This window comes from Micromonospora haikouensis, from assembly GCF_900091595.1.
Lineage (GTDB): Bacteria > Actinomycetota > Actinomycetes > Mycobacteriales > Micromonosporaceae > Micromonospora > Micromonospora haikouensis.
On record NZ_FMCW01000023.1, the window covers coordinates 15,069 to 41,023 of the forward strand.

27 protein-coding genes are annotated in these 25,955 nt (G+C 75.3%); 8 read left to right on the forward strand and 19 right to left on the reverse strand.

What is annotated here, in order from left to right; genetic code table 11:
* Window positions 1-28: 28 nt before the first annotated feature.
* Window positions 29-334 (forward strand): hypothetical protein, encoded by a 306-nt coding sequence (locus GA0070558_RS22440; RefSeq protein ID WP_091283337.1) that lies wholly within the window; start codon window positions 29-31, stop codon window positions 332-334.
* Between the two features lie 229 nt (window positions 335-563).
* Here GA0070558_RS22440 and GA0070558_RS22445 read toward each other — a convergent pair whose 3' ends face one another.
* Entirely contained in the window at window positions 564-1,040 is a 477-nt protein-coding gene (locus tag GA0070558_RS22445) for a cyclic nucleotide-binding domain-containing protein (RefSeq protein ID WP_043968061.1), read from the reverse strand.
* A 57-nt stretch (window positions 1,041-1,097) separates the two neighbouring features.
* A complete protein-coding gene (locus GA0070558_RS22450) occupies window positions 1,098-1,517 on the reverse strand; it encodes an Hsp20/alpha crystallin family protein (RefSeq protein ID WP_091283338.1) in 420 nt (139 codons plus the stop codon).
* Window positions 1,518-1,727: 210 nt separating this feature from the next.
* Between GA0070558_RS22450 and GA0070558_RS22455 the strand changes: the two genes are divergently transcribed.
* The 3 genes from GA0070558_RS22455 to GA0070558_RS22465 all read left to right on the forward strand — a co-directional run bounded on the left by GA0070558_RS22455 (window position 1,728) and on the right by GA0070558_RS22465 (window position 6,309).
* Window positions 1,728-4,391, forward strand: coding sequence for a cation-translocating P-type ATPase (locus tag GA0070558_RS22455; RefSeq protein ID WP_091283340.1), 2,664 nt, complete (start codon window positions 1,728-1,730; stop codon window positions 4,389-4,391).
* Window positions 4,392-4,440: 49 nt separating this feature from the next.
* Window positions 4,441-5,322 carry a universal stress protein gene (locus GA0070558_RS22460; protein ID WP_091283341.1) on the forward strand — a complete coding sequence of 294 codons (882 nt, stop codon included), beginning with the start codon at window positions 4,441-4,443 and terminating at the stop codon, window positions 5,320-5,322.
* Window positions 5,323-5,424: 102 nt separating this feature from the next.
* Complete coding sequence (locus tag GA0070558_RS22465) at window positions 5,425-6,309, forward strand: universal stress protein (protein ID WP_091283343.1); 885 nt, start codon at window positions 5,425-5,427, stop codon at window positions 6,307-6,309.
* A gap of 39 nt (window positions 6,310-6,348) precedes the next feature.
* Here GA0070558_RS22465 and GA0070558_RS22470 read toward each other — a convergent pair whose 3' ends face one another.
* From GA0070558_RS22470 to GA0070558_RS22490, 5 genes are all read right to left on the reverse strand, one after another.
* Window positions 6,349-6,972: an FMN reductase gene (locus tag GA0070558_RS22470; protein ID WP_091283345.1), complete on the reverse strand. Its 624-nt coding sequence runs from the start codon at window positions 6,970-6,972 to the stop codon at window positions 6,349-6,351.
* Entirely contained in the window at window positions 6,969-8,120 is a 1,152-nt protein-coding gene (locus GA0070558_RS22475; protein WP_091283346.1) for an LLM class flavin-dependent oxidoreductase, read from the reverse strand. The genes GA0070558_RS22470 and GA0070558_RS22475 overlap by 4 nt, the downstream gene beginning before the upstream one ends.
* Before the next feature lie 175 nt (window positions 8,121-8,295).
* Complete coding sequence (locus GA0070558_RS22480; protein WP_176734312.1) at window positions 8,296-8,571, reverse strand: ubiquitin-like small modifier protein 1; 276 nt, start codon at window positions 8,569-8,571, stop codon at window positions 8,296-8,298.
* Window positions 8,572-9,657, reverse strand: coding sequence for a WD40/YVTN/BNR-like repeat-containing protein (locus GA0070558_RS22485; RefSeq protein ID WP_091283348.1), 1,086 nt, complete (start codon window positions 9,655-9,657; stop codon window positions 8,572-8,574).
* A 124-nt stretch (window positions 9,658-9,781) separates the two neighbouring features.
* Window positions 9,782-10,405 (reverse strand): DNA-3-methyladenine glycosylase, encoded by a 624-nt coding sequence (locus tag GA0070558_RS22490; RefSeq protein WP_091283350.1) that lies wholly within the window; start codon window positions 10,403-10,405, stop codon window positions 9,782-9,784.
* A 205-nt stretch (window positions 10,406-10,610) separates the two neighbouring features.
* Here GA0070558_RS22490 and GA0070558_RS22495 point away from each other — a divergent pair, with 205 nt between their 5' ends.
* Both GA0070558_RS22495 and GA0070558_RS22500 read left to right on the forward strand, forming a co-directional pair.
* The gene (locus GA0070558_RS22495; protein ID WP_077939431.1) at window positions 10,611-11,069 is read left to right on the forward strand and encodes a DNA-binding protein; all 459 of its coding nucleotides are present in this window, start codon (window positions 10,611-10,613) and stop codon (window positions 11,067-11,069) included.
* Window positions 11,069-11,425: an MmcQ/YjbR family DNA-binding protein gene (locus GA0070558_RS22500; RefSeq protein WP_077939430.1), complete on the forward strand. Its 357-nt coding sequence runs from the start codon at window positions 11,069-11,071 to the stop codon at window positions 11,423-11,425. Before GA0070558_RS22495 ends, GA0070558_RS22500 begins: the two co-directional genes overlap by 1 nt.
* Before the next feature lie 20 nt (window positions 11,426-11,445).
* Here the strand turns inward: GA0070558_RS22500 and GA0070558_RS22505 are convergent, their stop codons facing one another.
* The gene (locus tag GA0070558_RS22505; RefSeq protein WP_256092073.1) at window positions 11,446-11,769 is read right to left on the reverse strand and encodes a flavin reductase; all 324 of its coding nucleotides are present in this window, start codon (window positions 11,767-11,769) and stop codon (window positions 11,446-11,448) included.
* Between the two features lie 226 nt (window positions 11,770-11,995).
* Between GA0070558_RS22505 and GA0070558_RS22510 the strand changes: the two genes are divergently transcribed.
* Together GA0070558_RS22510 and GA0070558_RS22515 are read left to right on the forward strand one after the other, a co-directional pair.
* Window positions 11,996-12,796, forward strand: coding sequence for a helix-turn-helix domain-containing protein (locus GA0070558_RS22510; RefSeq protein ID WP_091283355.1), 801 nt, complete (start codon window positions 11,996-11,998; stop codon window positions 12,794-12,796).
* Entirely contained in the window at window positions 12,790-12,984 is a 195-nt protein-coding gene (locus tag GA0070558_RS22515; RefSeq protein ID WP_091283473.1) for a DUF397 domain-containing protein, read from the forward strand. The genes GA0070558_RS22510 and GA0070558_RS22515 overlap by 7 nt, the downstream gene beginning before the upstream one ends.
* 363 nt (window positions 12,985-13,347) lie before the next feature.
* Here GA0070558_RS22515 and argH read toward each other — a convergent pair whose 3' ends face one another.
* The 11 genes from argH to GA0070558_RS22570 form a co-directional block, all read right to left on the reverse strand.
* A complete protein-coding gene (argH, locus tag GA0070558_RS22520) occupies window positions 13,348-14,811 on the reverse strand; it encodes an argininosuccinate lyase (protein WP_043968044.1) in 1,464 nt (487 codons plus the stop codon).
* 14 nt (window positions 14,812-14,825) lie between these two features.
* Window positions 14,826-16,031, reverse strand: coding sequence for an argininosuccinate synthase (locus GA0070558_RS22525; protein ID WP_091283357.1), 1,206 nt, complete (start codon window positions 16,029-16,031; stop codon window positions 14,826-14,828).
* Complete coding sequence (locus tag GA0070558_RS22530) at window positions 16,028-16,543, reverse strand: arginine repressor (protein WP_043968040.1); 516 nt, start codon at window positions 16,541-16,543, stop codon at window positions 16,028-16,030. Before GA0070558_RS22530 ends, GA0070558_RS22525 begins: the two co-directional genes overlap by 4 nt.
* Window positions 16,540-17,466 carry an ornithine carbamoyltransferase gene (argF, locus tag GA0070558_RS22535; protein WP_077936871.1) on the reverse strand — a complete coding sequence of 309 codons (927 nt, stop codon included), beginning with the start codon at window positions 17,464-17,466 and terminating at the stop codon, window positions 16,540-16,542. The genes GA0070558_RS22530 and argF overlap by 4 nt, the downstream gene beginning before the upstream one ends.
* Complete coding sequence (locus tag GA0070558_RS22540) at window positions 17,463-18,644, reverse strand: acetylornithine transaminase (protein WP_091283359.1); 1,182 nt, start codon at window positions 18,642-18,644, stop codon at window positions 17,463-17,465. Before GA0070558_RS22540 ends, argF begins: the two co-directional genes overlap by 4 nt.
* On the reverse strand, window positions 18,641-19,582 hold the full coding sequence (gene argB, locus GA0070558_RS22545; RefSeq protein WP_091283361.1) for an acetylglutamate kinase: 942 nt from the start codon (window positions 19,580-19,582) through the stop codon (window positions 18,641-18,643). Before argB ends, GA0070558_RS22540 begins: the two co-directional genes overlap by 4 nt.
* Window positions 19,579-20,751: a bifunctional glutamate N-acetyltransferase/amino-acid acetyltransferase ArgJ gene (gene argJ / locus GA0070558_RS22550; RefSeq protein ID WP_043968034.1), complete on the reverse strand. Its 1,173-nt coding sequence runs from the start codon at window positions 20,749-20,751 to the stop codon at window positions 19,579-19,581. The genes argB and argJ overlap by 4 nt, the downstream gene beginning before the upstream one ends.
* Entirely contained in the window at window positions 20,748-21,749 is a 1,002-nt protein-coding gene (gene argC / locus GA0070558_RS22555) for an N-acetyl-gamma-glutamyl-phosphate reductase (protein ID WP_091283362.1), read from the reverse strand. The genes argJ and argC overlap by 4 nt, the downstream gene beginning before the upstream one ends.
* 148 nt (window positions 21,750-21,897) lie before the next feature.
* Window positions 21,898-22,716: a hypothetical protein gene (locus GA0070558_RS22560; protein WP_091283364.1), complete on the reverse strand. Its 819-nt coding sequence runs from the start codon at window positions 22,714-22,716 to the stop codon at window positions 21,898-21,900.
* On the reverse strand, window positions 22,713-24,926 hold the full coding sequence (locus tag GA0070558_RS22565; RefSeq protein ID WP_141722286.1) for a hypothetical protein: 2,214 nt from the start codon (window positions 24,924-24,926) through the stop codon (window positions 22,713-22,715). Before GA0070558_RS22565 ends, GA0070558_RS22560 begins: the two co-directional genes overlap by 4 nt.
* Before the next feature lie 191 nt (window positions 24,927-25,117).
* Window positions 25,118-25,933, reverse strand: coding sequence for a hypothetical protein (locus GA0070558_RS22570; RefSeq protein WP_091283475.1), 816 nt, complete (start codon window positions 25,931-25,933; stop codon window positions 25,118-25,120).
* Between the last annotated feature and the right edge of the window lie 22 nt (window positions 25,934-25,955).

Genomic DNA, 25,955 nt, shown 5'->3' on the forward strand with positions numbered 1-25,955 from the left:
TCGCGGGATCATGACAGGATCGGGTGCCATGAGGGAATCACGGACGTCTGATCGGGTCCTGGGCCGGCTGGCCCCGGCGCGGGCAACGGGCGCGGCGGCCACCGGCGCCCAGGCGACGGGGGCGCGGGCGGTGGGCGCGCTCTCCGCGGGGGCGATGGCCGTCGGGGCGCTGGCGATGGGGGCAAGCGCCCTGGCCGTCGTCGCGATCGGGCGGCTGGCGATCCGCCGGGCGGTGATCCGGGAGCTGCGCATCGGTCGGCTGGAGGTCGACGAGCTGATCGTGCACCGCCGCGTCGACGGCGACGCCGTCCGGGGCTCCACCGAAGCCGGGTGACGTCCGGTCGCGGGGATGGTTGGCCGTGGCCAGGGTCCGGCAACCGGGGCGAGGCCGTGGGACAGGGCCGTCGATGCTGCGAGACGGCGCATAGGGAGCTGAGTCATCTACGTCATCACGAGTGTGTGATGTCGTTTTCGACTCAGCTCCCTATGCGCCGGCAGGAGCCGCCCCCACCGGACGGCGCGCCCCGGGGCCAACCGGGCCAGAACCCGGCCCGAGGTCCGGGTCAGCCCGTCGGGGGCAGCGCCATCGGGTAGCCGTAGAGGTCGAGCAGGCGGATGCGGGCCGACTGGAGCCGGTCCACCACCACGCTCATGAACCGGGTGGTGAGCTGCCGGCCGAACGCGTCGTCGTACTCCATCATCCGGCGCACCCCGGCGGCGGTGAACTCCACGGCCGGGGTGCGGCGCACGGCGACCGCGCCGAACTGCCACCGGTACGGCGGGAACAGCCAGGACCAGCCGAGCACCCCGCCCGGGCCGATCGTGTCGATGCCCACGTCGCCGCGCCCGGGGACCGGGAAGTCCAGGGCCACCTCACCGCCCCGGACCAGCCAGAACCGCTCGGCGGGCTGACCGGCCCGGAACAGCCGGTGCCCGGGGTGCCAGACGACGGGTCGGGCGTACCCGGTGAGCCGGGGCAGCCACTCCTCGGGCACGCCGGTCAGGAACGGGTGTTCGCGGAGCATGTCGAGCGGGGTCATCGGCGGGTCTCCTCGTCGTGGGAGGGGCCCGGCGCGCGGCCGGGCCCCGTGGTCACCTCAGTGGGCGCCGCCGTGCTCGACGGTGATCGGGATCTCCCGGGCGGTCGGCTCCGTCTCGCCGACCGTGGCGGTGATCTCCAGGATCCCGTCGGCGTACGCGGCCCTGAGGGTCTCCTGCTTCAGCCCCGCGGGCAGCGGGACCAGCCGGGAGAAGGAGCCGTAGTGGAACTCGGTGCGGACCTTGTCGGCGTGGCTCTCCCGGCGCACCACGTCCAGCCGCAGGTTCTCCCCGGTCAGGGTGATCCGCACGTCCTTGGCCGGGTCGACGCCCGGCAGTTCGGCGCGCACCACGTACCGGTCGCCGTCGAGGTAGTCCTCGACCCTGATGGTCGGGGCCAGCATCGGCAGCCAGGACAGGTTGGTCCAGTCGAACGGCGCGAGCGTGCCGCCGCCCCTGAACTTCGTGACGGTGGACATCTTCGACCTCCTTGTCGATCGTCCTGCCTCCCATCCGACTCCTGTGCGGCCTGCGGCGTCAGGGCCGTTGGTCCCGGGCCACGCGGGAGAAACGCCTCTGCCGCCGCGCCGGGCGGCGGCGCGACGGTGGAGGGGGACGGCGTGCCCGGTGACGCGCCGCGCGGACAGGGAGGTCAGTGGTGGCAGTACCCGTCGGACGGGAGCGGACCGATGCTCGCTGACACCCGGCCCCGCACGGCCGCGCCGGACGGCCCCGCCGAGCCGACGGGCCTGGGGGCCGCCGAGGCCGCCGCGCGGCTGGCCGCCGAGGGCCCCAACAGCGTCGCCCGGCCGCAGCGCCGGCACCTGGCGACCCGCGTCCTGCGTCAGCTCGCCGACCCGCTGGTGGCGCTCCTGCTGGCCGCGGCCGTGGTCACCGGCGTGCTCGGCGACTGGCCGGACACCGCCGTCATCGCCCTGGTGGTGCTGGTGAACACCGCGATCGGGGTGGTGCAGGAGGTCCGCGCGGACCGCGCGATCGCCGCGCTGGACCAGCTCGCCGCGCCGACCGCCCGGGTCGTCCGCGACGGCGCGGACCTGATCGTGCCGGCCTCCGCCGTGGTCCGTGGCGATCTGGCACGCGTCGAGGCCGGCGACGTCGTCCCGGCCGACCTGCGGCTGGAGCGGGCCAACCGGCTGCACCTGGACGAGTCGGCGCTGACCGGCGAGTCGGTGCCGGTGAGCCGGGACGTCGGCGAGGAGGTCGCCGCCGGCACGGTGGTGACCGTGGGCCGGGGCACCGGCACGGTGGTCCGCACCGGCCCCGCGAGCGCCCTGGGCCGGATCAGCACGCTGGTGTCGGCCACCCGCCCCGGGGCCACCCCGATGCAGCGCCGGCTCGCCGGCCTGGGCCGGCTGCTGGGGCTGGTCGCGGTGGGGCTGTCGGCGCTGGTCTTCGGCATCGGCGTGCTCGGCGGCCGGCCCGTGGTGGACATGGCGATCACGGCGGTGAGCCTGGTCGTCGCGGCGGTGCCGGAGTCGCTGCCGGCCGTGGTGACCCTGGCCCTGGCGCTGGGGGCGCGACGGATGGCCACGGCGCGGGCGATTCCCCGGCAGCTGCACGCGGTGGAGACGCTGGGCTCGGTGACCGTCATCGCGTCCGACAAGACGGGCACGCTCACCGAGGGCCGGATGGCGGTGCAGCGGGCGGTGACCGCCGACGGCTCCGGCTACGAGGTGACCGGCTCCGGCTACGAGCCGCGCGGGACGGTGCGCCGCGAGGGCGGGGCGGTGGGCGTACCCGACGAGCTGCGCCGCCTGGCGCGGGCCGGGCTGCTCTGCAACGACGCCGCGCTGGCCCCGCCCACGCAGGAGCGGCCGGGGTGGGCGGCGGTCGGTGACCCGCTGGAGGCGGCGCTGGTGGCCTTCGCCGCCCGGTGCGGGCTGGACCCGGCGCTGACCCGGGCGGCGTGGCCCCGGGTCGCCGAGCACCCGTTCGACCAGGCGAACCGGCGGATGACGACGGTGCACCGGTCCTGCGACGGCCGCTGGTTGGTGGTGTGCAAGGGCGCGCCGGAGAACGTGCTCGCCGCGCCGCTGCTCGACGCGGACGACGCGGAGATCGCGGCGCTGACCGCGCGGGCGCACGACCTGGCGGGGGCGGGGCTGCGGGTGCTCGCGGTCGCCGCGGCGCTGGTGGACACGATCCCCGACCCGGCCACGCCGACCGGGCTGCGCCCGGTGGGGCTGGTCGCGGTCGGCGACCCGCTGCGGGCCGGTGCCGCCGAGATCGCGCGCCGGTTCGACGCCGCCGGCGTACGGCTGCTGCTGGTCACCGGCGACCACCCGGCGACGGCCGCCGCCATCGGCGGACAGCTCGGGCTGTGGCGCGACGGCGACCCGGTGGTGCGGGGCGACGACGGCGACGTGACCGACGCGCACCCGGCGGCCCGGGTGTACGCGCGCACCCAGCCGGAGCAGAAGCTCGACATCATCGCCGGGTTGCAGGCGCAGGGGCACGTGGTGGCGATGACCGGCGACGGCGTCAACGACGCGCCCGCGCTGCGCCGCGCGGACATCGGGGTGGCGATGGGCGGCGGCACGGAGGTGGCCCGCCAGGCCGCCGACCTGGTGCTGGTCGACGACGACCTGTCCACGGTGGCCGCCGCGATCGGCGAGGGGCGGCGCAGCTACGACAACATCCGCCGGTTCCTGCGCTACGCGCTGTCCGGCGGGGTCGCCGAGATCGCGGTGATGCTGCTCGGCCCGCTGTGCGGGCTGGCCGTGCCGCTGCTGCCGGCGCAGATCCTCTGGGTCAACCTGCTCACCCACGGGGTGCCGGGGGTGGCGCTCGGCGCGGAGCCGGCCGAGCCGGGCACCCTGCGCCGGGCGCCGCGCTCGCCGCAGGAGTCGGTGCTGGGCGCGGGCCTGGGGCGCGACGTGCTGTTCACCGGGGCGCTGATCGCGGCCGTGGTGCTCGGCGCCGGGATGCTCGCCGCCCGGTGGGACCGGCCCTGGCAGTCGGTCGTCTTCGTGGTGCTCGGGCTGGCCCAGCTCGGGGTGGCGCTGGCGGTGCGGGCCCCTCGGCCGGCGCGGCGCGGCAGCGTCCTCGCGGCCGGGCGGGCGGGCAACCCGGCGCTGCTGGTCGCGGTGGCCGTCTCGGCGCTGCTGCAGGTGGCCGGCGTGCTGGTCGAGCCGCTGCGGGTGCTGCTCGGCACCGACCCGCTCGGCGCGGCGGACCTGCTCGCCTGCGCGGCCGTGGCCGTGCTCCCCGGCGTGGCGCTGCGCCTGCTGCGGCCCCGGGGCGCCTCGGAGGGCCCGCACGACCCGGCGACCGACGGGCCTGGGCACCCGGACCGGGACCAACGGCCCGTCGGCCGGGTCCGGCGGCCCTGACCGGCGCGGCGCGGTCGGGGCAGGCTGGAAGCGGAAGAAGGAGGACGTGATGACCATCAGATCCGGTGCCCCCGTCGTGGTGGGCGTGGACGGTTCCGACTCCGCGCTGCACGCGGTGCGGGTGGCGACCCGGGAGGCCGAGGCGCGGCACCGCCCGCTGCGGGTGGTGCACGCCTTCATCTGGCCGCTGCTCGGCACCCCGCTCGGGCCGGCCCCCGGCGGCCCGCCCGACGCCGGGCTGCGCAACTACGCGGAGCGGATCGTCGCCGACGCCGTCGCCGAGGCGAAGAAGGTCTCCACCGAGGTGGACGTGACCGGCGAACTCGTCGACGGCTCCCCCGTCCCGGTGCTGCTGCGCGAGTCCCGCGACGCGGCCCTGCTGGTGCTGGGCTCGCGGGGCCTGGGCGGCTTCGCCGAGCTGCTGGTCGGCTCGGCGGCGATCGGGGTGTCCGCGCGCGCCGACTGCCCGGTGCTCGTGGTGCGCGGCGAGGCCCGCGCCGACGGGCCCGTGGTGGTGGGCGTCGACGGTTCGGCGCTGTCCGACGAGGCGATCGGGTTCGCCTTCGAGGAGGCGGCGCACCGCGACACCGACCTGGTGGTCGTGCACGCGTGGCTCTTCCCCACCCCGGCCGCCCCCGGCGCGGTGCTGCCCCTGGTGTACGACCTCGACGCACTGGCCGAGGAGGAGGAGCGGGTGCTCGCCGAGTCCGTCGCTGGCTGGTCGCAGCGGTACCCGGAGGTGACGGTGCACCGGCGCCTGGTCCGGGGCACGCCGGCCCGGGTGCTGGTCGAGGCGTCGCGGACCGCGCAGCTCACGGTCGTCGGCGCGCACGGCCGGGGCGCGTGGGGCGGGCTGCTCCTCGGCTCGGTCAGCCACGCCGTGCTGCACCACGCCGACTCCCCGCTGGCGATCGTCCGCCACCACCGCTGAGGTGCAAGGAAGGGCCCCTTCTTAACGCATTCTGTATAGGACGGGGCCCTTCCTAACGTCTTCGCGCCGACAATGGCCTGTGATCGAGCACCGGGAGAGCTGATGAACCGACCTGTCGTGGTGGGGGTGGACGGATCCCCGTCGAGCCTGGTCGCCGCCGAGCACGCGGCGCAGCAGGCCGCCTGGCGGTCCCGGCCGCTGCTGCTGGTGCACGGCTACCTGCACCCGCTCGGCTACGGCGTGCCGCTCAACCCGTACGACATGGGGTTGCCCGCGCCCACCGAGGAGGCCCGGCGGATGCTGGACCGGACGGCGGAGGAGCTGCGCGGACGCTGGCCCGGCGTCGCCGTCGAGACGCGCCAGGTGGCCGGCGGTCCCGCCGCGACCCTGGTGGCGGAGTCCCGCCGGGCGGAGCTGGTGGTGGTCGGCAGCCGAGGGCTGGGCGGCTTCGCCGGCCTGCTGCTCGGCTCGGTCGGTGCGCAGGTGGCCGGGCACGGGCACTGCCCGGTGCTCGTGGTGCGGCCCGAGGAGCAGCCGATCCCGGTCGGCGGCCCGGTGGTCGCCGGGGTGGACGGGTCGGAGCCGGGGCGGCTCGCCGCCCTGCTCGCGGCCGACGAGGCGGCCCGCCGGGGCACCGGCCTGGTGCTGGTGCACGTGGCGAGCGCCGACGACGCCCGCCCGGTGCCCGACGCGGTGGCGGAGTCCGGGGCGGCGGCCCGGGCGGAGTCGGCGGACCTGCTCGACGCCACCGCCGCCGAGGTGACGGCCGCCCACCCGGGCCTGACCGTCGAGCGGCGGCCGGTGCGGGCGGCCAAGCCCGAGCGCGCCCTGATCGAGTTGAGCGGGGACGCGGCCCTGGTGGTGATCGGCTCGCGCGGGCGCGACGGCTTCGTCGGCCTCGTGCTCGGCTCGGTCAGCCAGGCGCTCGTACAGCATGCGCACTGTCCGGTGCTGGTCGCCCACCCGCAGCCGGCCGACGCGGCGTGACCTCGACGGCCGCCCCGCCGGCCCCGCGGCCCCGGGCGGTCAGGAGGGGTCGCGGCCGGCGAGCAGCTCGTCGAAGCCGGCGGTGAGCGCGAACGGGTCGGGCGGCGCGGCGGGGGGCCGGCGCGCCACATGGTCGGCCAGTTCGCCGGCCGCGCGCACGATCCGGGAGCGCAGGGCGCCGTCGGCCGCCGCCTGCGACCAGTCCTCCGTGGCGGCGAAGACCGCGGTGGGCACGACCACCGCCCTGAGGTACGCGAACATTGGCCGGACGGCGTGTTCCAGGGCGAGGGAGTGCCGGGCGGTGCCGCCGGTGGCGGCGATCAGCACGGGCCGGTCCGCCAGCGTCGTGGCGTCGAACAGGTCGAAGAACGACTTGAACAGGCCGCTGTAGGACGCGTTGAAGATCGGCGTGACCGCCACGACGCCGTCGGCCGCGGCGAGCGTGTCCAGCGCGTCGCGCAGGGCCGGTGGCGGGAAGCCGGTGAGCAGGTGGTTGACCACGTCGTGGGCGTGGTCACGCAGGTCGATCGGGCGCAGCTCGACCTCGACGCCGCGCCGGGCCAGCTCGTCGCGGGTGGCCGCGGCGAGCTGGTCGGCGAGCAGTCGGGTCGACGAGGGCTGGGAGAGCCCGGCGGAGACCACGGCGAGGGTACGGCGGCTCATCGCCCCACCTCCGCGGCGGCACCGACGGCGTCGGCGGGGCCGGCAGCCGGGTCGGCGGCGGCCTCGGCTACGGCGGCGTCCCGGGCGGCCTTCAGCGACGTGTGCGTCGGGGCGTCGGGCACGTGCGCGGGCCGCAGCGCGGCGAACTCCCGGCGCAGCACGGGGACCACCTCCTCGCCGAGGAGGTCGAGCTGCTCCAGCACGGTCTTCAGCGGCAGGCCCGCGTGGTCGATCAGGAAGAGCTGCCGCTGGTAGTCGCCGACGTAGTCGCGGAAGCCGAGGGTACGGTCGATGACCTGCTGCGGGCTGCCGACGGTCAGCGGGGTCTGCGCCATGAAGTCCTCCAGCGCCGGCCCGTGGCCGTAGACCGGTGCGTTGTCGAAGTACGGGCGGAACTCGCGCACCGCGTCCTGCGAGTTGCGCCGCATGAACACCTGGCCGCCGAGGCCGACGATCGCCTGGTCCGGCGAGCCGTGCCCGTAGTGGGCGAAGCGCTCCCGGTAGAGGCCGACCATCCGCTGGGTGTGCTCCTTGGGCCAGAAGATGTGGTTGGCGAAGAAGCCGTCGCCGTAGTAGGCGGCCTGCTCGGCGATCTCCGGGCTGCGGATCGAGCCGTGCCAGACGAACGGCGGCACCCCGTCCAGGGGGCGCGGCGTCGAGGTGAACGACTGCAACGGGGTGCGGTACTTGCCCGACCAGTCGACCACGTCCTCGCGCCAGAGCCGGCGCAGCAGGTCGTAGTTCTCGATGGTCAGCGGGATGCCGGCCCGGATGTCCTTGCCGAACCACGGGTAGACCGGGCCGGTGTTGCCCCGGCCGAGCATGAGGTCGACGCGGCCGTCGGCGAGATGCTGGAGCATCGCGTAGTCCTCGGCGATCTTCACCGGGTCGTTGGTGGTGATCAGGGTGGTGGCGGTGGAGAGCAGCAGCCGCTCGGTGCGGGCCGCGATCCAGCCCAGCATGGTGGTGGGCGACGACGGCACGAACGGCGGGTTGTGGTGCTCGCCGGTGGCGAAGACGTCGAGACCGACCTCCTCGACCTTGCGCGCGATGGTCACCATCGCCTTGATCCGCTCGTGCTCCGACGGCTCCCGCCCGGTGGTCGGGTCGACGGTCACGTCTCCGACGGTGAAGACCCCGAACTGCATGACGACTCCTCGTGTGGCTGCCGGACCGTTCCGGCCCCGGACGCAGCGCACAACATATTTGACGAGTCAACTATTCCGTCGGTCGGGGGGCTACGGTCCCGGTGGCCGGACGCGGCGGCGGGCCGGGCCGGGCAGTTGGGCCGGGCCGGGCGGGGCGCGCGGGTGGGGGCGCGGGTCAGCCGCCGGCCACCGACGGGAGCACCTGCACCTCGGCGCCCGGCGGAACCGGCGCGTCCAGCCCGCCCAGGTGGCGGCAGTCCTCGCCGTCCACGTAGACGTTGACGTGCCGGCGCACCTCGCCGCGCTCGTCGCGCAGCCGCCGGGCCAGCCGGGGCCACTCCCCCGCCAGCTCGTCGAGGACGTCGCGCAGCGTGCCGGCGACGGCGACGGTGAGCCGCGCCGCGCCCCCGACCTCGCCGCGCAGCGGCCCCGGCACCAGGACGGTGACCACTCAGACCTCCGCGGCGCGGACGCAGAGCACGTCGGGCAGGTGGGCGGCGACCAGGAACCAGGAGTCGCCCTCGTCGCGGCTCGCGTAGACCTCGCCGGAGCGGGTGCCGAAGTAGACGCCGGTCGGGTCGGCGTCGTCGGCGCACATCGCGTCGCGCAGCACCGCCGGAAAGTAGGGCCCGGCGGGCAGGCCCGCCGAGAGCGCCTCCCACGTCCCGCCCGCGTCGGCCGAGCGGTAGACCCGGCAGCGCTCGTCGACCGGGAAACGCCGGGAGTCGGCGGCGAGGGGGAACGACCAGATCATCCCCGGGCGGGTGGGGTGCGCCACCATCGGGAAGCCGAAGTCGCTGGGCAGGCCGGCGGCGATCGACAGCCACGTGTGGCCCCCGTCGTCGGAACGGTAGACGCCGTGGTGGTTCTGCGCGTAGAGCCGTTCCGGGTCGCCGGCGTCCCGGGCGACCTTGTGCACACACTGGCCGAACTCGGGCCACTCGTCGGGCAGGAAGTAGGCCCGGATGCCCGTGTTGCCCGGCGCCCAGGTCGCGCCCGCGTCGGCGGAGTGGTAGACCCCGCCGGTCGACATGGCCACCGCGATCCGGGCCGGGTCGTGCGGGTGCGGCAGGACGGTGTGCACCGCCTGGCCGCCGAAGCCCGCGCCCCACTGCTCCCGGTGGGGGTGCTCCCACAGCGCGCGGACCAGCTCGAAGGTGCGCCCCGCGTCGGTGGAGCGGAACAGCGCCGACGGCTCGGTGCCGGCCCAGACCACGTCCGGCTCCGCCGGACCGGCGGGCGTGAGCTGCCAGACCCGGCCGAGGCTCGCCCCGGTGTCGGCCGGGAACGCGACCGGGGCCTGCTCCGGCTCCTGCCAGGACGCGCCCAGGTCGTCGCTGGTGGCCACGCTCGGCCCGAAGTGCGAGCTGGTCATCCCGGCGAGCAGCCGGGGCACCTCGCGCCGGGTGTCGACCGCCACCGCGTATACCCCGGTCATGGGGTGGTGGGGGCCGCTGAGCTGCCAGGTGCGGCGGCCGTCGGTGCTGGTGGCGAGGAAGAGGCCCTTGCCGGTGCCGATCGCGAGCAGGGTCGTCATGGGTGCGTCCTTCGCCGAGCCGGGAGCCGGATGGCGTGATTATCACCACCGGGTCCGACAGAAACCGGGCGACCCACCGGGAGCAGAGGGGCCCAACCGCAGGTCAGCGGCGGGGCGGGATCGGTCAGCGGCGGGTGCGGGGCACGTGCCGGCGGTACTGGCTCACGGTCGGCTCGCCGTCGACCCAGAACCGCCACGGCACGTCGTGCGCGCCGGTCACCCCGACCCGGGGGCCGGCGGCGATCGCCGCGTCGGGCACCGGCTCGGCCGCCGGCCGCAGCCGCACCGGCCCGTCGCCGAGCAGGTAGCGCCCGTACGCCGTGCGGTCGATGCCGAGGGCGGCGCAGAGGCGCGCCGGGCCGCGCGCCAGGTCGGCATCCCGGCGTACGGCGGTGCGCCGGGACCGCGCCACCTCGACGCCCTCGACCACCTCGCCGGCCCGCAGCAGCACCGCCGAGGCCTCCCCCTCCGGCCCGGTCACCACGTTCACGCACCAGTGCATGCCGTAGGTGAAGTAGACGTAGGCGTGCCCGGCCGGGCCGAACATCACGGCGTTGCGCGGAGTGCGCCCGCGATGCGCGTGCGAGGCGGGATCGCCGGCCGTGCCCGCGTACGCCTCGACCTCGGTGATCCGGACGGTGACCCCGCCGGCCGAGAGCCGGCAGCCGAGCAGCCCGCGCGCGGCCGGCACGACGGGCCCGGCGAGCAGCTCGGCCAGCCCGGCGACACCCACGTCGGGGTACGACATGAGCCCGACCCTACCCAGCCCCGACCCGCCCTGCCGGTCTGGGCGGGTTTGGGCGGGGCGGGGCGAGGGCGGGGCGTCGCCATGTCGGCGACATGGGGGCCTCCCCGACCGGGGGACCACCCCGTGTCGCCGACATGGAGTCGATCATCGACGCATCCGTGAACGAGGCGTTGACAACGTATCGTTTAAGTGGTGGTATCGGGGCATGAGCCTGGAGCAGCAGGAACCGTTCGCCGCGCCCGATCCGGGGCGGGCGCGGGCGCACCGCACCTACGCCGCGTTGACCCGGATCGCCGGGCGGCACGCGGGCGACGACGCGCGCCGCCGCCGCTACGCCCACCCGCACGTGCTGGACCCGTACGAGGCGGTGGCCCTGGTGACCGCACTCGCCGCCGGTGGCGCGGAGCTGGCCGACGGCGAGGAGCCGGTCGACCAGGCCGACCTGGTCGCCGCGCTCACCCTCGTGCCACACCTGCGCGCCGAGGTGGACGCGCTGGAGGCCGGCCTGCTGCGGCTCGCCCGCGACCGGGGGCTGACCTGGCAGGCGATCGGCCACGGGCTGGGGCTCGGCTCGGCGCAGGCCGCCCGGCAGCGCCACGAACGACTCACCGGCCGGGTCGGCGGCGACCCGCACACCGGCACCGACAACGACGGGGAGGCATGATGGACCGCGCGGAGCTGATGGCGTACTGCCTGGGCAAGCCCGGCGCGTGGCTCGACCAGCCGTGGGACGCCGAGGTCGTGGTGAAGGTCGGGAACAAGATCTTCGCCTTCCTCGGCCCCGAGTCCGACGACCGGGTGGGCCTCAAGTGCGCCCCGACCCGGGAGCTGGCCGACGAGTGGCTGCACCGGTTCCCCGGCGACGCGGTCGCGTCCTCGCACGTCGGGCGGTTCGGCTGGAACAGCCTCCGGCTGGCCGGGGCGATCGACGACGACGAGCTGCTCGAGGCGGTGGACACGTCGTACGAGGCGGTGGTGGCGAAGCTGCCGCGCCGCGAGCGCCCGACGACGCCGGCCTGATCCCGGCACCGGGGGCGTGGTCAGCGGTCCGGGTCGCCGTCGGGGCCAGGCCCGGCGTCGCCCCGGGCCCGGGCCCAGTTGAGGAACCGTTCGTGCAGGTCGGGGGCGCGCTCGGGGTGGAGCTGGGCGAGCTGGGCGCGGGCCTCGACCATGAGCTGGGCCAGGTAGAACAGCAGGGCGGTCCGATCGCCCCGGAACTCGACCAGCAGGCCGAGGCGGGCCGGCTGGCAGGGCCACTCCGCACCGCAGTTGCGGCACCTCCACAGCGGACGCATCGGCACGTGCGGAATCGCCCGGCGCACCATCAGCGCATCCGCAGGGCGATCGCGCGGGCCCGCCAGCATGACCGCAGGGTACGCATAAGACTCTCCTCCAGCTCGGTCGAAGGCCACCGGTCGACAGGGGCCACGCAGCCACCAGTCCGCCCCGAGGGGTGGGCACCATCAGGTGACATTCTGGTGATCAGGCCACTACTCTCGATCCGCGCTCGCACCGTTCGCGCAGTTCAGAGCATTAGCCGAGGGGCAGCGGGCGACGCGCCAAAGCAATCGAGAGAGAGTTGGGGAATCCATGGGGATCGCTACCGGCTACATCCTCGACGAGCTACGACTGCTCCGCACCGAACTCGGGTTGAGCCAGGACGACTTCGGCCGCACGATCGGCTACTCGGGCTCGCACGTCAGCTCGGTCGAGACCGGTGGCCGACCGCCTACCCGCGAGTACATGCGGACGATCGACAACCACCACGGCACCGGCGGGCGCTACCTGCGGATGCTGGAGGCACTGACCAGGTTGGACGCCACCCCGGAATGGCTCCACGAGTGGATCGAGTTCGAACGCGAGGCAACCACACTGCGCTGGTTCGAGCTGTCCTATCTGCCCGGGCTGCTCCAGACCGAACGCTACGCCCGCGCAACGCTGGCCGGCGGGCGATTCACCGCGGAGGAGATCGATCTGCTCGTGGCCGCCCGGCTGGAACGGCAGGCCGTGCTGGACCGCGACAACCCGCCGCAGCTCATCGCCGTCCTGGACGAGTCGGTGCTGCGCCGTCCGGTGCTCGACCAGCCGGGCCTGATGGCGGAACAGCTCGACCAACTGGCCGGGCTGGCGCTGCGGGAGCACATCCAGGTGCACGTCGTGCCCGCCGACACCGGAATGTACCTGGGGCTGGCCGGGCAGTTCATCATCGCCGAGCTTCCCGACGGCACCCGGGTCGCACACGCAGACAACCAGTTGAAAGCGCAGATCATCGATGCTCCCGCCGACATTGCTAGGCTGGCCAAGACGTGGGAGATCGTGCGCAACGAGGCCCTCCCTCGCCGCCGGTCAATTGAGCTGATCAAGGAAGTGGCGAAGTCATGGGCATGCTGACTCCTCAGTGGCGCAAGTCGACGAAGTCCGGCGGCAATGGCGGTTCCTGCGTCGAGGTCGCCGACAATCTGCCCGGCGTCGTGCTCGTCCGCGACACCAAGGACCGCGACGGCGGCACCCTCCACTTCGCCCCCACCGCCTGGCGGTCCTTCCTGCGCCTCGCCCGGCAGCCTGGCCCCCGCGCCTGATCCACCGCCGCGGGCACACTGCTACGGGCACGCCTCCGGGCGAAGCACCCAAGGATGGCGCCCAAGATCGCGCTCATTCCCGGAATGAGTGGCAGCGGCGTCGCACCGATCCCGCTCTTTCCCTGATCGAGCGCGCTCCCCCGGCACCCGCACCACACCCAGCCCTCGCCGCCCCCGGCCCGCTCCCCCACCACGCGCCGATCTTGCACTTGCGGCCCCACAGAAGGGCGCTTCACCCCTTTTACCCGGGCCCAAAGTGCAAGATCGCCGCAGGGCGGGGCGGGGCGGGCGGCGCAGGCGGTGGGGAGAACGGTGAAGGCCCCCCGGCGTGCTGCCGGAGGGCCTTCGGCGTGACGCGGGACGTCAGCGGGGCACGACGGTCTCGGCCGCCCACTCCCGCCAGCCCGCCAGCTTGTCGGCTGCGGTGGCGAGCTGGTCGGCGACCGGCCCCGGGCCGGTGGAGCCGGGGGTGATCCGGGCGGCCAGGGCCGACCGCACCGACAGCACGTCCCGCACCGACGGGTCGAGGTGCTCGCTGACCGCCGCCAGGTCGGCGTCGGAGACCTCGTCGAGCGCGCACTCGCGGACGGCGCAGAGCGCCACCAGCTTGCCGGTGATCTCGTGCGCGTCGCGGAACGGCACGTTGCGCCGGACCAGCCAGTCGGCGACCTCGGTGGCCAGGGAGAAGCCGACGGGGGCGGCGGCGACGAGGCGGTCGACGCGTACCGTCATGGTGGAGATCATCCCCGCGAGGGCCGGCAGCAGCAGTTCCAGGGTGTCGACGGCGTCGAAGGCCGGCTCCTTGTCCTCCTGCATGTCCCGGTCGTACGTCATGGGCAGGCCCTTGAGCATGGTGAGCACGGCCATCAGCCCGCCGACGAGCCGGCCGGACTTGCCCCGGGCCAGTTCGGCGATGTCGGCGTTCTTCTTCTGCGGCATGATCGACGACCCGGTGGCGAACGCGTCGTCCAGCTCGACCCAGCCGAACTCCTGCGACGTCCAGAGCACCACCTCCTCGCCGAGGCGGGACAGGTGCACCCCGACCAGCGCGGTGACGAAGAGGAACTCGGCGACGAAGTCGCGGTCGGCGACGGCGTCCATCGAGTTGGCGAAGGACGTGCGGAAGCCCAGCTCCTTCGAGACGGCCACCGGGTCCAGCGGCAGGCCGGAGCCGGCGAGCGCGCCCGCGCCGAGCGGGCTGACCGCCGTGCGGTGGTCCCAGTCGCGCAGCCGCTCCAGATCGCGCAGCAGCGGCTGCACGTGGGCCAGCAACCAGTGCCCGAAGGTGACCGGCTGGGCGTGCTGGAGGTGGGTCATCCCCGGCGCGGCCGTGTCGACGTGCCGGGCGGCCTGCTCGACCAGGGCCTCGGCCAGCTCGACGAGGCGACCGGCCACGCCCCGGGCGTGGTCGCGCAGGTAGAGCCGCAGGTCGGTGGCGACCTGGTCGTTGCGGGACCGGCCGGCGCGCAGCTTGCCGCCGAGGCTGCCGAGGCGTTCCAGCAGCCCCCGTTCCAGGGCGGTGTGCACGTCCTCGTCGTCGACGGTGGGCCGGAACGCGCCGGAGGCGCAGGCGGCCTCCAGGTCGTCGAGGGCCGCCAGCATCCTGCCCAGTTCCTCGGGGTCGAGCAGGCCCGCGCCCGCGAGGACCCGGGCGTGCGCGCGGGACCCGGCGATGTCGTACGGGGCGAGGCGCCAGTCGAACTGCACGCTGACGGACAGCCGGGCCAGCGCCTCGGAGGGGCCGCCGGCGAAGCGGCCACCCCACAGGCTCGTACGGTTGGTCGCGGCGCTGTTCTCGGTGAGGCTCTTGTCGTCCACGTCGCCCATTCTGGTTCCCACGGTCAGCAGCCTCCCCACCGGGCGTCCCGCGCGGCGGCCAGCTTGCTCGGCAGGCCCCACAGCTGCACGAATCCCTTCGCGAGGGACTGGTCGAAGGTGTCGCCGGTGTCGTAGGTGGCCATGCCGAAGTCGTACAGGCCGGCCTCGGAGCGTCGGCCGGTGACGGTGGCCCGGCCGCCGTGCAGCACCAGCCGTACCTCGCCGCTGACCTGCCGCTGGGCGTCGTCGATGAACGCGTCCAGGGCCCGCTTGAGCGGGGAGAACCACAGGCCGTCGTAGACCAGTTCCCCCCAGCGCTGGTCGACGCCCCGCTTGAACCGGGCGAGGTCGCGTTCGACGGTGACCGCCTCCAGCTCCTGGTGGGCGGTGATCAGCGCGATCGCGCCGGGGGCCTCGTACACCTCGCGGCTCTTGATGCCGACGAGGCGGTCCTCGACCATGTCGAGCCGGCCGACGCCCTGCGCGCCGGCCCGCCGGTTCAACTCCAGGATCGCCTGGTACGGGGTGACGGTCTCGCCGTCGATCGCCACCGGCACGCCGGCGTCGAACGTGACGACGACCTCGTCGGGGTCGCGCTCCTGCGCCGGGTCGGCCGTGTACGCGTACAGGTCCTCGACCGGGGCGGTCCAGATGTCCTCCAGGAACCCGGTCTCCACGGCCCGGCCCCACAGGTTCTGGTCGACGGAGTACGGCGACTTCGCCGACACGTCGATCGGCAGGCCCTTCTCCTCGGCGAAGGCGATCGCCTTGTCCCGGGTCCACGCGAAGTCCCGGGCCGGGGCGATGATCTTCAGGTCGGGGGCGAGCGCGCCGAGCCCGACCTCGAAGCGCACCTGGTCGTTGCCCTTGCCGGTGCAGCCGTGCGACACGATCGTCCCGCCGTGCCGGCGGGCGGCGGCGACGAGGTGCTTGACGATCAGCGGCCGCGACAGCGCGGAGACCAGCGGGTAGCGGTCCATGTAGAGGGCGTTGGCGCGCAGCGCCGGCAGGCAGTAGTCGGCGGCGAACTCGTCGCGCGCGTCGACCACCTCCGACTCGACGGCCCCGCAGTCCAGGGCGCGCTGCCGGATCACGTCGAGGTTCTCGCCGCCCTGCCCGACGTCCACCGCGACGGCGACGACCTCGGCGCCGGTCTGCTCGGCCAGGTAGGGGATCGCGACGGAGGTGTCCAACCCTCCGGAGTACGCGAGGACGATCCGCTCGGTCATGGTGTGGTGTTCCCTTCCGCGCTCTCCTCGCGGCGGGACCACGCGGCGAGCTTCTCGCCCAGCGCGGCCCCGCCGACGGCCTCGCGGGCCACCACGAGGATGGTGTCGTCGCCGGCGATGGTGCCGACGACCTCGGGCAGGCCCGCCCGGTCCAACGCGCTGGCCAGGTATTGGGCTGCGCCCGGCGGGGTGCGCAGCACGGCGATGTTGCCGCTGGAGTCGACCTCGTTGAGCAGCTCCCGCAGCAGCCGGATGAGCCGCGCCGGGGCGGCCTCGGCGTCGCGCAGGGGCCGGTGGCCGTCCTCCGGGATGACGTACACGGGGCGTCCGTCGCCGCCGCGGGCGGTGACCGCGCCGAGTTCCTTGAGGTCCCGCGACAGGGTGGCCTGGGTGACGGCGACGCCGTCGCCGGCGAGCAGGTCGGCCAGCTCGGTCTGCGAGCGGACCGCCTTGTCGCGGATCAGCTCGACGATGCGGGCGTGCCGGGCGGCGCGGGTCAGCGGCGCGGTCATGCCGACTGCTCCAGCAGGTAGGTCAGCACGGCCTTCTGCGCGTGCAGCCGGTTCTCCGCCTGGTCGAACACGGCGCTGGCGGGGCCGTCGAGCACCTCGTCGGTGATCTCCTCGCCCCGGTGCGCCGGCAGGCAGTGCAGCACGATCGCGCCCGGCGCGGCGTGCGCGAGCAGCTCCGCGTTGACCTGGTACGGCAGGAACGGGGTGATCCGGTCCAGCCCGTCGTCCTCCTGCCCCATCGAGGTCCACGTGTCGGTGGCCAGCACGTCGGCGTCGCGGGCGGCGGCGACGGGGTCGCGCAGCACGCGCACCGACCCGCCGGTGCCGGCGGCGATCTTCTCCGCGCGGGCCACCACCTCGGGGTCGGGGTCGAACCCGTCGGGGCCGGCGACGCGCACGTGCATGCCGGCGGTCGCCCCGGCCAGCAGGTACGACTGGGCCATGTTGTTCGCCGCGTCCCCCACGTACGCCAGGGTCCGGCCGTGGGTGCCGCCGCACCGCTCGCGGACGGTGAGCAGGTCGGCGAGGAGCTGGCAGGGGTGGAAACCGTCGGTGAGGGCGTTGATCACCGGGACGCTGGCCCCGGCGGCGACCTCGGCGATCCGGTCGTCGCCGTGGGTGCGCAGCACGATCGCGGCCACGTAGCGGGACAGCACCCGGCCGGCGTCGGCGAGGGTCTCACCCCGGCCGAAGTGGGTGACCTGCGTGTCCACCACGAGGGGGTGGCCGCCCAGCTCGGCGATGCCGGCGTCGAAGGAGATCCGGGTGCGCAGGCTCTGCTTGTCGAACAGCACCGCCACCGACCTCGGCCCGGCCAGCGGCTTGTGGGCGAACCGTTCGGCCTTCATCCGGGCGGCGAGGTCGAGCACGGTGGCCTGCTCGGCGGGCGAGAGGTCGTCGTCGCGCAGCAGATGGCGGGTCATGGGGTGGCCTCCGGGGTGGCGGTGTCGAGGGCGGCGGGGAGGGCGGCCAGGAACGCGTCGGCCTGCTCGACGGTGAGGATGAGCGGCGGGGCGAGCCGGATCACGCCCGGCTGCACCGGGTTGACCAGGAACCCGGCGTCGCGCAGGGCCGCCGCGAGCGGCCCGGCGGCGTCGGCGGTGAGCACGATGCCGAGCAGCAGGCCCGCGCCGCGCACCTGCGCGACGAGGGGGTGGCCGAGCGCCTCGACGCCCCGGCGCAGCCGCTCGCCGACCCGCTTGACGTGGTCGAGCAGCCCCTCGCTGGCGATGGTGGACACCACCGCGAGGGCGGCGGCGCAGCTGACCGGGTTGCCGCCGAAGGTGGTGCCGTGCGAGCCGGGGCGCAGCAGGTCGGCGGCGGGGCCGAAGGCCAGGCAGGCGCCGATCGGCAGGCCGCCGCCGAGGCCCTTGGCGAGGGTGACGATGTCGGGTTCGACGCCCTCGGCCTGGTGGGCGAACCAGTGCCCGGTGCGGCCGACGCCGGTCTGCACCTCGTCGAGCACCAGCAGCGCGCCGTGCCGGGCGGTGATCCGCCGGGCCTCGGCGAGATAGCCGGGGGGCGGGACGACGACGCCGTTCTCGCCCTGCACCGGCTCCAGGATGACCATGGCCGTCGCGTCGGTCACCGCGTCGGCGAGGGCGGTCGCGTCACCGTACGGGACGTGGGTGACGTCGCCGGGCAGCGGGCGGAACGGATCCGCCTTGGCGGGCTGCCCGGTGAGCGCGAGCGCGCCCATGGTGCGGCCGTGGAAGCCGCCGACCGTGGCGACCACGTGCGAGCGGCCGGTGAGCCGGGACAGCTTGAACGCGGTCTCGTTGGCCTCCGCGCCGGAGTTGGCGAAGAACACCCGGCCGGGACGGCCGGCGAGGGCCAGCAGCAGCTCGGCGAGGGCCACCGGCGGCTCGGCGACGAACAGGTTGGACACGTGCCCGAGGGTGGCGACCTGCCTGGAGACGGCGGCCACCACGGCCGGGTGGGCATGGCCGAGGGCGTTGACGGCGATGCCGCCGAGCAGGTCGACGTACTCGCGGCCGGCGTCGTCGACCACGACCGCGCCGGAGCCGGAGACCAGCGCCAGCGGCGGCGTGCCGTAGTTGTCCATCAGCGACTGCTGCCAGCGCTCCACGAGCGTGCTCACGACGGAACCGTGCCTTTCTTGTTCGCGGCTGCGGGGCTCGCAAGCTCACTCCTCGCGCTCACGACCATTGTGCCGAATCCTTCCGAGGTGAAGACCTCAAGCAGTGTGGAGTGGGCGACCCGGCCGTCGACGACGTGCGCGGCGGGCACCCCGCCGCGCACCGCCCGCAGGCACGCCTCCATCTTGGGGACCATCCCCGACTGCAGGGACGGCAGCAGCTCCGCCAGCTCGTCGGCGGTGATCTCGCTGACCAGGCTGTCGGTGTCCGGCCAGTTGGCGTAGAGGCCCGGCACGTCGGTGAGGACGACCAGCTTGCGGGCCCCGAGGGCGATCGCCAGGGCGGCGGCGGCCGTGTCGGCGTTGAGGTTGTGCAGCACCCCGTCGGCGTCCGGCGCGACGGTCGAGATCACCGGGATGCGGCCGGCCGCGATCAGGTCGGTCACCGCCGACGTGTTCACCGACTCGACGTCGCCGACCTGGCCGACGTCGACGGGCTCCCCGTTCACGTACGCGGGGCGGCGCACGGCGGTGAACAGGCCGGCGTCCTCGCCGGAGAGGCCGACGGCGAACGGGCCGTGCGCGTTGATCAGCCCGACCAGTTCCCGGCCGACCTGGCCGACGAGCACCATGCGGACCACGTCCATCGCCTCGGGGGTGGTGACGCGCAGGCCGCCACGGAACTCGCTGTCGATGCCGAGCCGGCCGAGCATGGCCGAGATCTGCGGGCCGCCGCCGTGCACGACGACCGGCTTGATGCCGACGTAGCGCAGGAAGACCATGTCGGCGGCGAAGGCCCGCTGCAGCTCGGGGTCGATCATGGCGTTGCCGCCGTACTTGACCACGAGGGTGGCCCCGGACAGGCGGGCCAGCCAGGGCAGCGCCTCGATCAGCGTCTCGGCCCGGGCCTGGGCCCGGGCGAGGTCGTCGACGGCGCTCACGTCGAGTACGCCGAGTTCTCGTGCACGTACGCGTGCGAAAGGTCGTTGGTCCACACGGTGGCCTGGGCCCCTCCGGCGTGCAGGTCGATGCGGATGGTGACGTCGCGCCCGGTGAGGTCCACCTTGGACCGGTCCTCGGCGGCGGCGCCGGAGCGGCACACCCAGACGCCGTTGACGGCGACGTCGAGGGCGTCCGGCTCGAACGCGGCGGCGGTGGTGCCGACGGCGGCGAGGATGCGGCCCCAGTTCGGGTCGTTGCCGAACAGCGCCGTCTTGACCAGGTTGTTGCGGGCCACCGACCGGCCCACCTCGACGGCGTCGTCCTCGTCGGCCGCGCCGACGACCTCGATGGCGATCTGCTTGGTGGCGCCCTCCGCGTCGGCGACCAGCTGCTGGGCCAGGTCGTGGCAGGCGGCGGTGACCGCCGCCGTCAGCTCGGCCTCGGTGGGCTCGACGCCGGACGCGCCGCTGGACAGCAGCAGCACCGTGTCGTTGGTGGACATGCAGCCGTCGGAGTCGACCCGGTCGAAGGTGACCCGGCAGGCGGCGCGCAGCGCGGCGTCGAGCGCCGCCGGCCCGGCCACCGCGTCGGTGGTGAGCACGCACAGCATGGTCGCCATGGCCGGGGCCAGCATGCCGGCGCCCTTGGCCATCCCGCCGACGGTCCAGCCGCCGCCGGCCGCCACGGTGGTCTTCGGCCGGGTGTCGGTGGTCATGATCGCCTCGGCCGCCGCCGCGCCGCCGTCGCGGGACAGGGCGCGGATCGCCGCGCGTACGCCGGGCAGCAGCTTGTCCATCGGCAGCCGCTCGCCGATCAGGCCGGTGGAGCAGACGGCCACGTCGCCGGCCCCGAGCCGCAGCCGGGGGCTGGCCGAGGTGAGCGCGGCGGCGGTGTGCTCGGCGGTGGCGTGGGTGTCCTGGAAGCCGGCGGGGCCGGTGCAGGCGTTCGCGCCGCCGGAGTTGAGGATCACGGCCCGGGCCACCCCGCCCCGGACGACCTGCCGGGTCCAGAGCACGGGGGCGGCCTTGACCCGGTTGGCGGTGAAGACCCCAGCGATCCCGGCGTCGGGGCCGTCGTTGACGACGAGGGCGACGTCGGCGGCGGCGCCGCTCTTGAGGCCGGCGGCCACGCCGGCCGCCCGGAACCCCCGGGGGGTGGTGACGGTCATGGGGTTACTCCGTAGGTGGACAGGCCGGTGGTCTCGGGGAGCCCGAGCATCAGGTTGGCGCACTGCACGGCCTGGCCGGCGGCGCCCTTGCCGAGGTTGTCGATGGCGCTGACCACGATCACCCGGCCGGAGTCGACGTCGACGGTCGCCTGGAGGTGGCAGGAGTTGGCGCCGAGGGTGGCGGCGGTGTGCGGCCACGTCCCCTCGGGCAGCACGTGCACGAACGCCGAGTCCGCGTACGCCGCCGCGAGGACCGCCCGGGGGTCGGCGTCGCCGGTCGGCACGGCGGTGACCGTGGCGAGGATGCCGCGCGGCATCGGCGCGAGCACGGGGGTGAGGGACAGGCTGGTCGCGCCGGTGGCCTGCCTGATCTCCGGCACGTGCTGGTGCGCGCCGACCTTGTACGGCGACAGGTCACCCATCACCTCGCTGCCGAGCAGGTGCGCCTTGGCGGCCCGGCCCGCGCCGGAGGTGCCGGAGGCGGCGACCACCACCACGTCGGCGGGGGCGACCGCGCCGGCGGCGACCAGCGGGGCGAGCGCGAGGGTGATGGCCGCGGCGTAGCAGCCGGTGTTGGCCACCCGGGTCGCGGCGGCGATGCGCGCGCGCTGGCCGGGCAGCTCGGGCAGGCCGTAGACCCAGGCCCCCGCGTGCTCGCCGCCGTAGTACCGTGACCAGGCGGCGGCGTCGCGCAGCCGGTGGTCCGCGCCCAGGTCGACGACCCGGACCGACTCCGGCAGGGCGGCGGCCAGGGCCGCCGACTCGCCGTGCGGCAGGGCCAGGAAGACCAGGTCCGCGTCGGCCAGGGCCGCCGGTTCGGTCGCCGCGAACACCAGGTCCAGCCCGGCGAGCTGCGGGTGTACGGCGGTGACCGGCGCGCCGGCCTGGCTGTGCGCGGTGGCGGTGACCAGGTCGAGCTCGGGGTGGCCGGCGATCAGGCGCAGCAGCTCGCCCCCGGCATAGCCGCTCGCCCCGGCGACCGCAACTCGGATACCCATTCTAACCTCCGCATGACTATGCAGAGAAGGTTACCCGTTCATTACGCCGCATCGCAAGGTCATACACCCCACTGCATGGGCATGAGGAGACGACCGCCACGGCCCGGGGGCTCCCTTCCCGACGGGGGAGCGCCGGGAAGGGAGCCGGTCAGTTGGCCCGCTGGTCGATGCCGTGCTGCCGCTGGTACGTACGCAGCGCAGCGTCCCACGCCTCGGTGTACTCCGACGGGCCCAGACCGAGGTCGGTGTGCCCGCGTACCGCCTCCCGCAGCAGGTCCAGCAGCTCCGGCACCGCCTCCCGGCGCTCGGTGACGTAACGGCGGAAGACCTCGGCGAACTGCTCCCCCGCCAGGCGGGCGGCGTGCGCGGTGACCGGGTCGTCCTCCAGCGCCCGCAGCACCTCGCACCACCGGCGGGTCAGCTCGTCGGTGTGGCGGGCCCGCAGCTGCTGCAGCTCGTGGTCGCACTCCAGCCTGATCCGCTCCTCCCAGTACGGGCGCAGCCGCTCGCGCACCCGCTCGTCCGGGCTCACCCGCACCTGCACGGTGAAGTACGGCTGGCTCTCGTCCCGGGGCCAACGCTGGCCCAGCAGCAGGTTGTTCAGGGCCCGCTCCAGCTCGTGCGAACGGTGCGGCTCGTGCGCCCGGGCCAGGTCGACGGCCCGCTCCCGGACGATCCCGTCGGCCCAGGCGAGGTAGCTCTCCGCGCGCTGGCGCAACGCTGCGGGGCTCATGTTGTGCGCCCGCCAGCTGTAGACGGCGAACAGGCGGAAGTCGAACGCGTCCCCGCGCGCCGGCACCAGGATCGGCTGCGGCGCGTCCAGGCGGTAGGTGGCCGCCTGCGGGGGTGCCGGCGGCGGCGGGGGCGGCGCGGGCGGGGGGCTCACGGGCGCCGGCCCGAACAGCGAGAGCAGGATCTGCCACCAGCGCCGCCGCTGCGACGGGCGGGGAATGTACCGAGTGCTCATGCGGGGTCCTCGTCGATCAGGCGTCGTACGTCGTGCAGCAGGGTGTTGTCGCGCATCAGAGGGCCCCAGACGTGCCGGAGCTGGTGGTCCAGCCGGCGGCGCAGCGGCTCCCGCCCCTGCACCACCAGGGCGATCAGGCGCAGGCAGCCGGCGGCCACCTCGGGATGTCCCTCGGCCCGGCTGAGCCAGAAGCCGAGCGTCCGCCACGCGCGGTACGCGGTCCCCGGCAGGCTGAGCGCCGTCGCCCAGCAGGTGGCCAGGTCCGCCATCCGCACCGTGCCGACGCGGGCCAGGTCGAGCAGCTCCGGCCAGCGTTCCCGGGGGGCGGGGGCCCACCGGTCGGCGAGCACCCGCAGCGCCCGCCCGGCGTGCAGCCGCACCTCCGGCTCGTCCTCGTCGACGGCCCACTGCGCCAGCGCCGGCAGCACGCTGGCCGCATGACCGCAGGCGTACACCTCGACCAGGCCGCGTACCACCGAGTTGTTCCGCCGCTGCATGCGTGCCTCGGCGACCCGGCGCAGCTGCGCCAGGGCGGTCTCCGGCCAGAGCCGGGCCAGGCCCAGCGCGTACGCCCGCGCGACGGTGTCGCGCAGGTGCGCCGCCCCGCCGGCCGCCCACCGGTCCAGTTCGATCCGGACCCGCTGGCGCAGCTCCGGCTGCATGGCCATGCCGACCAGCGCGATGGCGGCGGCCTGCCGGACCCCGGCCCGGCGCTCCCGGGCGAGCTGGTCCACCACGCGCAGCGCGGCGTGCACCCCGTGCGCCGCCGACCAGCCGACCGCCCCGGCGGCGGCCTGCCGGACCCCGGGCGTGCCGTCCCGCACGAGGCCGCCCAGCCAGCCGAGCAGCTGCTCCGGCAGCCACCAGTCCGCCCAGGCGACCTCCAGCAGGCTGCGCCGCAGCGGTTCGTTGCCCGGGGCGAACTCGATGCGCCGCCCGCCCGGCACCCGGTCGTCGTCGACCACCAGCACCGCCTCCCGCAGGACCGGGCCGAGCAGCGCGTCGAGCGCCCCGCCCGACCGGCCGGTGGGTGGTGCGAGCGGGGCACCGGCGAACGGGAAGCCCGGCACCGCGCCGGCGCCCGGCGGGCCCGGGACTCCGCCCGGGTCCGGGGCCGGCTCCAGCCCGACACCGGCCAGCCCCGGCGCGGCCAGCGCCCCGGCCGCGGCGTGGATCTCGGCCACCGGCTGCCCGGCCAGCACCGCGCAGGCCAGCCGGAACGCGCGCCGCCGGTCGACGCCCCAGGCGGGCGTGTCGCCGCCGTCGGCGGCGGCGAGGACGCGGGCCGCCCGCTCCCGGAGCTGGCGCGGAAGCAGGCGCTCCAGCCGCTCGGTGAGCTGCGCGCCCCGGGGCGCGGTGCGGGCCAGCAGCTCCGCCAGGCGGACCACCTCACCGGTCCGGGGACCGGCGGCCAGGTGCGCCGCCAGCAGCGGGTTGCCGACGCACTCGTCCTCGACGTAGCCGTCGACGCAGTCACCGACGCAGCCGGTGGCGCACCAGCCGACGCAGCGGCCCCGCAACTGGCGGCGCAGCTGGGCCCGGAACACGTCGACGGGGGTGGCCGGCCGGTGCTCCACCAGGTGGCCGGCCAGCTCCTGGTCGCGGTGGTCGAAGTCGCCGACCAGCACCAGCGTGGCGCCCCTCGCCGCGGCCCGGGCGGCCAGCCCGACCAGGGCCATCCCGTCCAGGTCCCGCGCGGCCGTCCCGGTGAGCCGCCACACGTGGCCGTGTCCGTCGCGCCACGGGGCTTCCGGCAGCAGCAGGTCGCCCGGCTGCTCCGCGTGCAGCACCGCCACCCGGTCGAAACCGTGCCGGCGGGCCGAGGACAGGCACGCGGCGGCGTGTCGACCGGTGCCGGCGGCACCCGACAGGCAGACCAGGTGATGCTGCTTGAGATACCGGTCGAGCTGCGGGTCGCTCGGCGTGGGGGCATAGCCGTCGGCCAACTGCCGCACCCAGGTCCCGGTGAGGGTCTCGGCCCAGGTCCGGCCGCTGCCGTCCGTCCGCGCCGTCGTGATGTTGAGCGTGCCGATGGCCGCCGACCCGGGCCCGGTGGCGTTCTGGCCCCGCACCCACACGTCGCCGACGCCGATCGCCGACGAGGGCCCGAGCAGGGACGCGAGCCGGGCGAGGATCTCCCCGGGGTCCGGCATCTCCTCCGGCTCGTCGGCCAGCACGTCGTCGGGCTCCTCGTCCGGCACCCGATCCACGGGTGGTTCCGCCGGCTCTGCCTGCTGTGGGCTCTCCGGGCCGCCGCCGGGGCCCGCCCACCCACCGTCGGCGTCCGGAGGCATCGCGCCGCCGGGCGGATCCCCCGGGACCCCCTCGGGGTCCGCCACCGAACCGCCCGGATCGGCGTCGTGCCCGCCGTGCCGGGGCACGGACCAGGCCGGCGGCCCGCTCACCGGTCGCCCCCGCCGAGGATCGCGTCCCGGCCGACCGAGCCGATCGCCGTGGCCCCCGGGCCGATCGCGTTCTGCCCGCGCACCCGGACGTCGCCGACGCTGATGCCGCCGCCCGGGGACGCCTGGGCGAAGTCGGGGCGGACCGGACCCGGCGGCGGGACCGCCGGACTTCCGGCGCCACCCTCGGGACCGTCCGGCCCTTCCCCGGTCGGCGCCGGCACCGTCGACAGGTCCTCGTCCACGACGCAGAGCCAGGCGTACTCGTCGAAGCCCTTGTCGGGCTTGCTGATCCGCACCCGGCGGAAGCGCTCGGGCCGCATCTCCTCCGGGTATTCGGACACCACGTCGCGGTAGATGTCGGTGGAGACCACCAGAGCGACGCCCGCGTCGGGGAACGCCGCCAGCGCCCGCCGGACGGGGTCGGCGTCGCACAGCCGGCTGACGAACACCACGGCGTTGCCAGGAAAGCCGTTCGCCCCGTCGAGGTGCACGAGTCCCTGGTGGACGGCGATCCGCAGCCGCACCCGCGCCGCCGGCAGCCGACTGCTGTTGTACGCCCGCAGCCGCCGGTTCAGCTCGGGCACGAACCGGCCGATCACCCGCGACTCCGAGACGTCGCGCGGCAGGATCGCCAGTTCCCCGTCGCCGGCCCGCTGGGTGCTCCAGGTCACCCGGTCCAGCCCGACGGCCGCGGCGGCGGCCTGCAGCAGTTCGCGGAACGCCTGCTGCGCCTCGTACTGCAGGATGTTCCCGCGCCGGCTGTAACTCTCCATGTCCACGGAGATCAGCAGTCGTCGCTCGGGATGGTCCATCGCCGTGCCGCCCTTCGTCACC

Coding starts and splice junctions, on each gene's coding strand:
- argC (WP_091283362.1), bottom strand. CDS start 21,749: ATGGGTATCCGAGTTGCGGTCGCCGGGGCGAGCGGCTATGCCGGGGGC.
- GA0070558_RS22525 (WP_091283357.1), bottom strand. CDS start 16,031: ATGACCGAGCGGATCGTCCTCGCGTACTCCGGAGGGTTGGACACCTCC.
- GA0070558_RS22515 (WP_091283473.1), top strand. CDS start 12,790: ATGCTGACTCCTCAGTGGCGCAAGTCGACGAAGTCCGGCGGCAATGGC.
- GA0070558_RS22485 (WP_091283348.1), bottom strand. CDS start 9,657: ATGACGACCCTGCTCGCGATCGGCACCGGCAAGGGCCTCTTCCTCGCC.
- GA0070558_RS22510 (WP_091283355.1), top strand. CDS start 11,996: ATGGGGATCGCTACCGGCTACATCCTCGACGAGCTACGACTGCTCCGC.
- GA0070558_RS22560 (WP_091283364.1), bottom strand. CDS start 22,716: ATGAGCACTCGGTACATTCCCCGCCCGTCGCAGCGGCGGCGCTGGTGG.
- GA0070558_RS22460 (WP_091283341.1), top strand. CDS start 4,441: ATGACCATCAGATCCGGTGCCCCCGTCGTGGTGGGCGTGGACGGTTCC.
- GA0070558_RS22475 (WP_091283346.1), bottom strand. CDS start 8,120: ATGCAGTTCGGGGTCTTCACCGTCGGAGACGTGACCGTCGACCCGACC.
- GA0070558_RS22440 (WP_091283337.1), top strand. CDS start 29: ATGAGGGAATCACGGACGTCTGATCGGGTCCTGGGCCGGCTGGCCCCG.
- GA0070558_RS22570 (WP_091283475.1), bottom strand. CDS start 25,933: ATGGACCATCCCGAGCGACGACTGCTGATCTCCGTGGACATGGAGAGT.
- argF (WP_077936871.1), bottom strand. CDS start 17,466: ATGACCCGCCATCTGCTGCGCGACGACGACCTCTCGCCCGCCGAGCAG.
- GA0070558_RS22530 (WP_043968040.1), bottom strand. CDS start 16,543: ATGACCGCGCCGCTGACCCGCGCCGCCCGGCACGCCCGCATCGTCGAG.
- GA0070558_RS22445 (WP_043968061.1), bottom strand. CDS start 1,040: ATGACCCCGCTCGACATGCTCCGCGAACACCCGTTCCTGACCGGCGTG.
- GA0070558_RS22505 (WP_256092073.1), bottom strand. CDS start 11,769: ATGCTGGCGGGCCCGCGCGATCGCCCTGCGGATGCGCTGATGGTGCGC.
- GA0070558_RS22495 (WP_077939431.1), top strand. CDS start 10,611: ATGAGCCTGGAGCAGCAGGAACCGTTCGCCGCGCCCGATCCGGGGCGG.
- argH (WP_043968044.1), bottom strand. CDS start 14,811: ATGGGCGACGTGGACGACAAGAGCCTCACCGAGAACAGCGCCGCGACC.
- GA0070558_RS22465 (WP_091283343.1), top strand. CDS start 5,425: ATGAACCGACCTGTCGTGGTGGGGGTGGACGGATCCCCGTCGAGCCTG.
- GA0070558_RS22455 (WP_091283340.1), top strand. CDS start 1,728: ATGCTCGCTGACACCCGGCCCCGCACGGCCGCGCCGGACGGCCCCGCC.
- argJ (WP_043968034.1), bottom strand. CDS start 20,751: ATGACCGTCACCACCCCCCGGGGGTTCCGGGCGGCCGGCGTGGCCGCC.
- GA0070558_RS22450 (WP_091283338.1), bottom strand. CDS start 1,517: ATGTCCACCGTCACGAAGTTCAGGGGCGGCGGCACGCTCGCGCCGTTC.
- GA0070558_RS22490 (WP_091283350.1), bottom strand. CDS start 10,405: ATGTCGTACCCCGACGTGGGTGTCGCCGGGCTGGCCGAGCTGCTCGCC.
- GA0070558_RS22500 (WP_077939430.1), top strand. CDS start 11,069: ATGGACCGCGCGGAGCTGATGGCGTACTGCCTGGGCAAGCCCGGCGCG.
- GA0070558_RS22470 (WP_091283345.1), bottom strand. CDS start 6,972: ATGAGCCGCCGTACCCTCGCCGTGGTCTCCGCCGGGCTCTCCCAGCCC.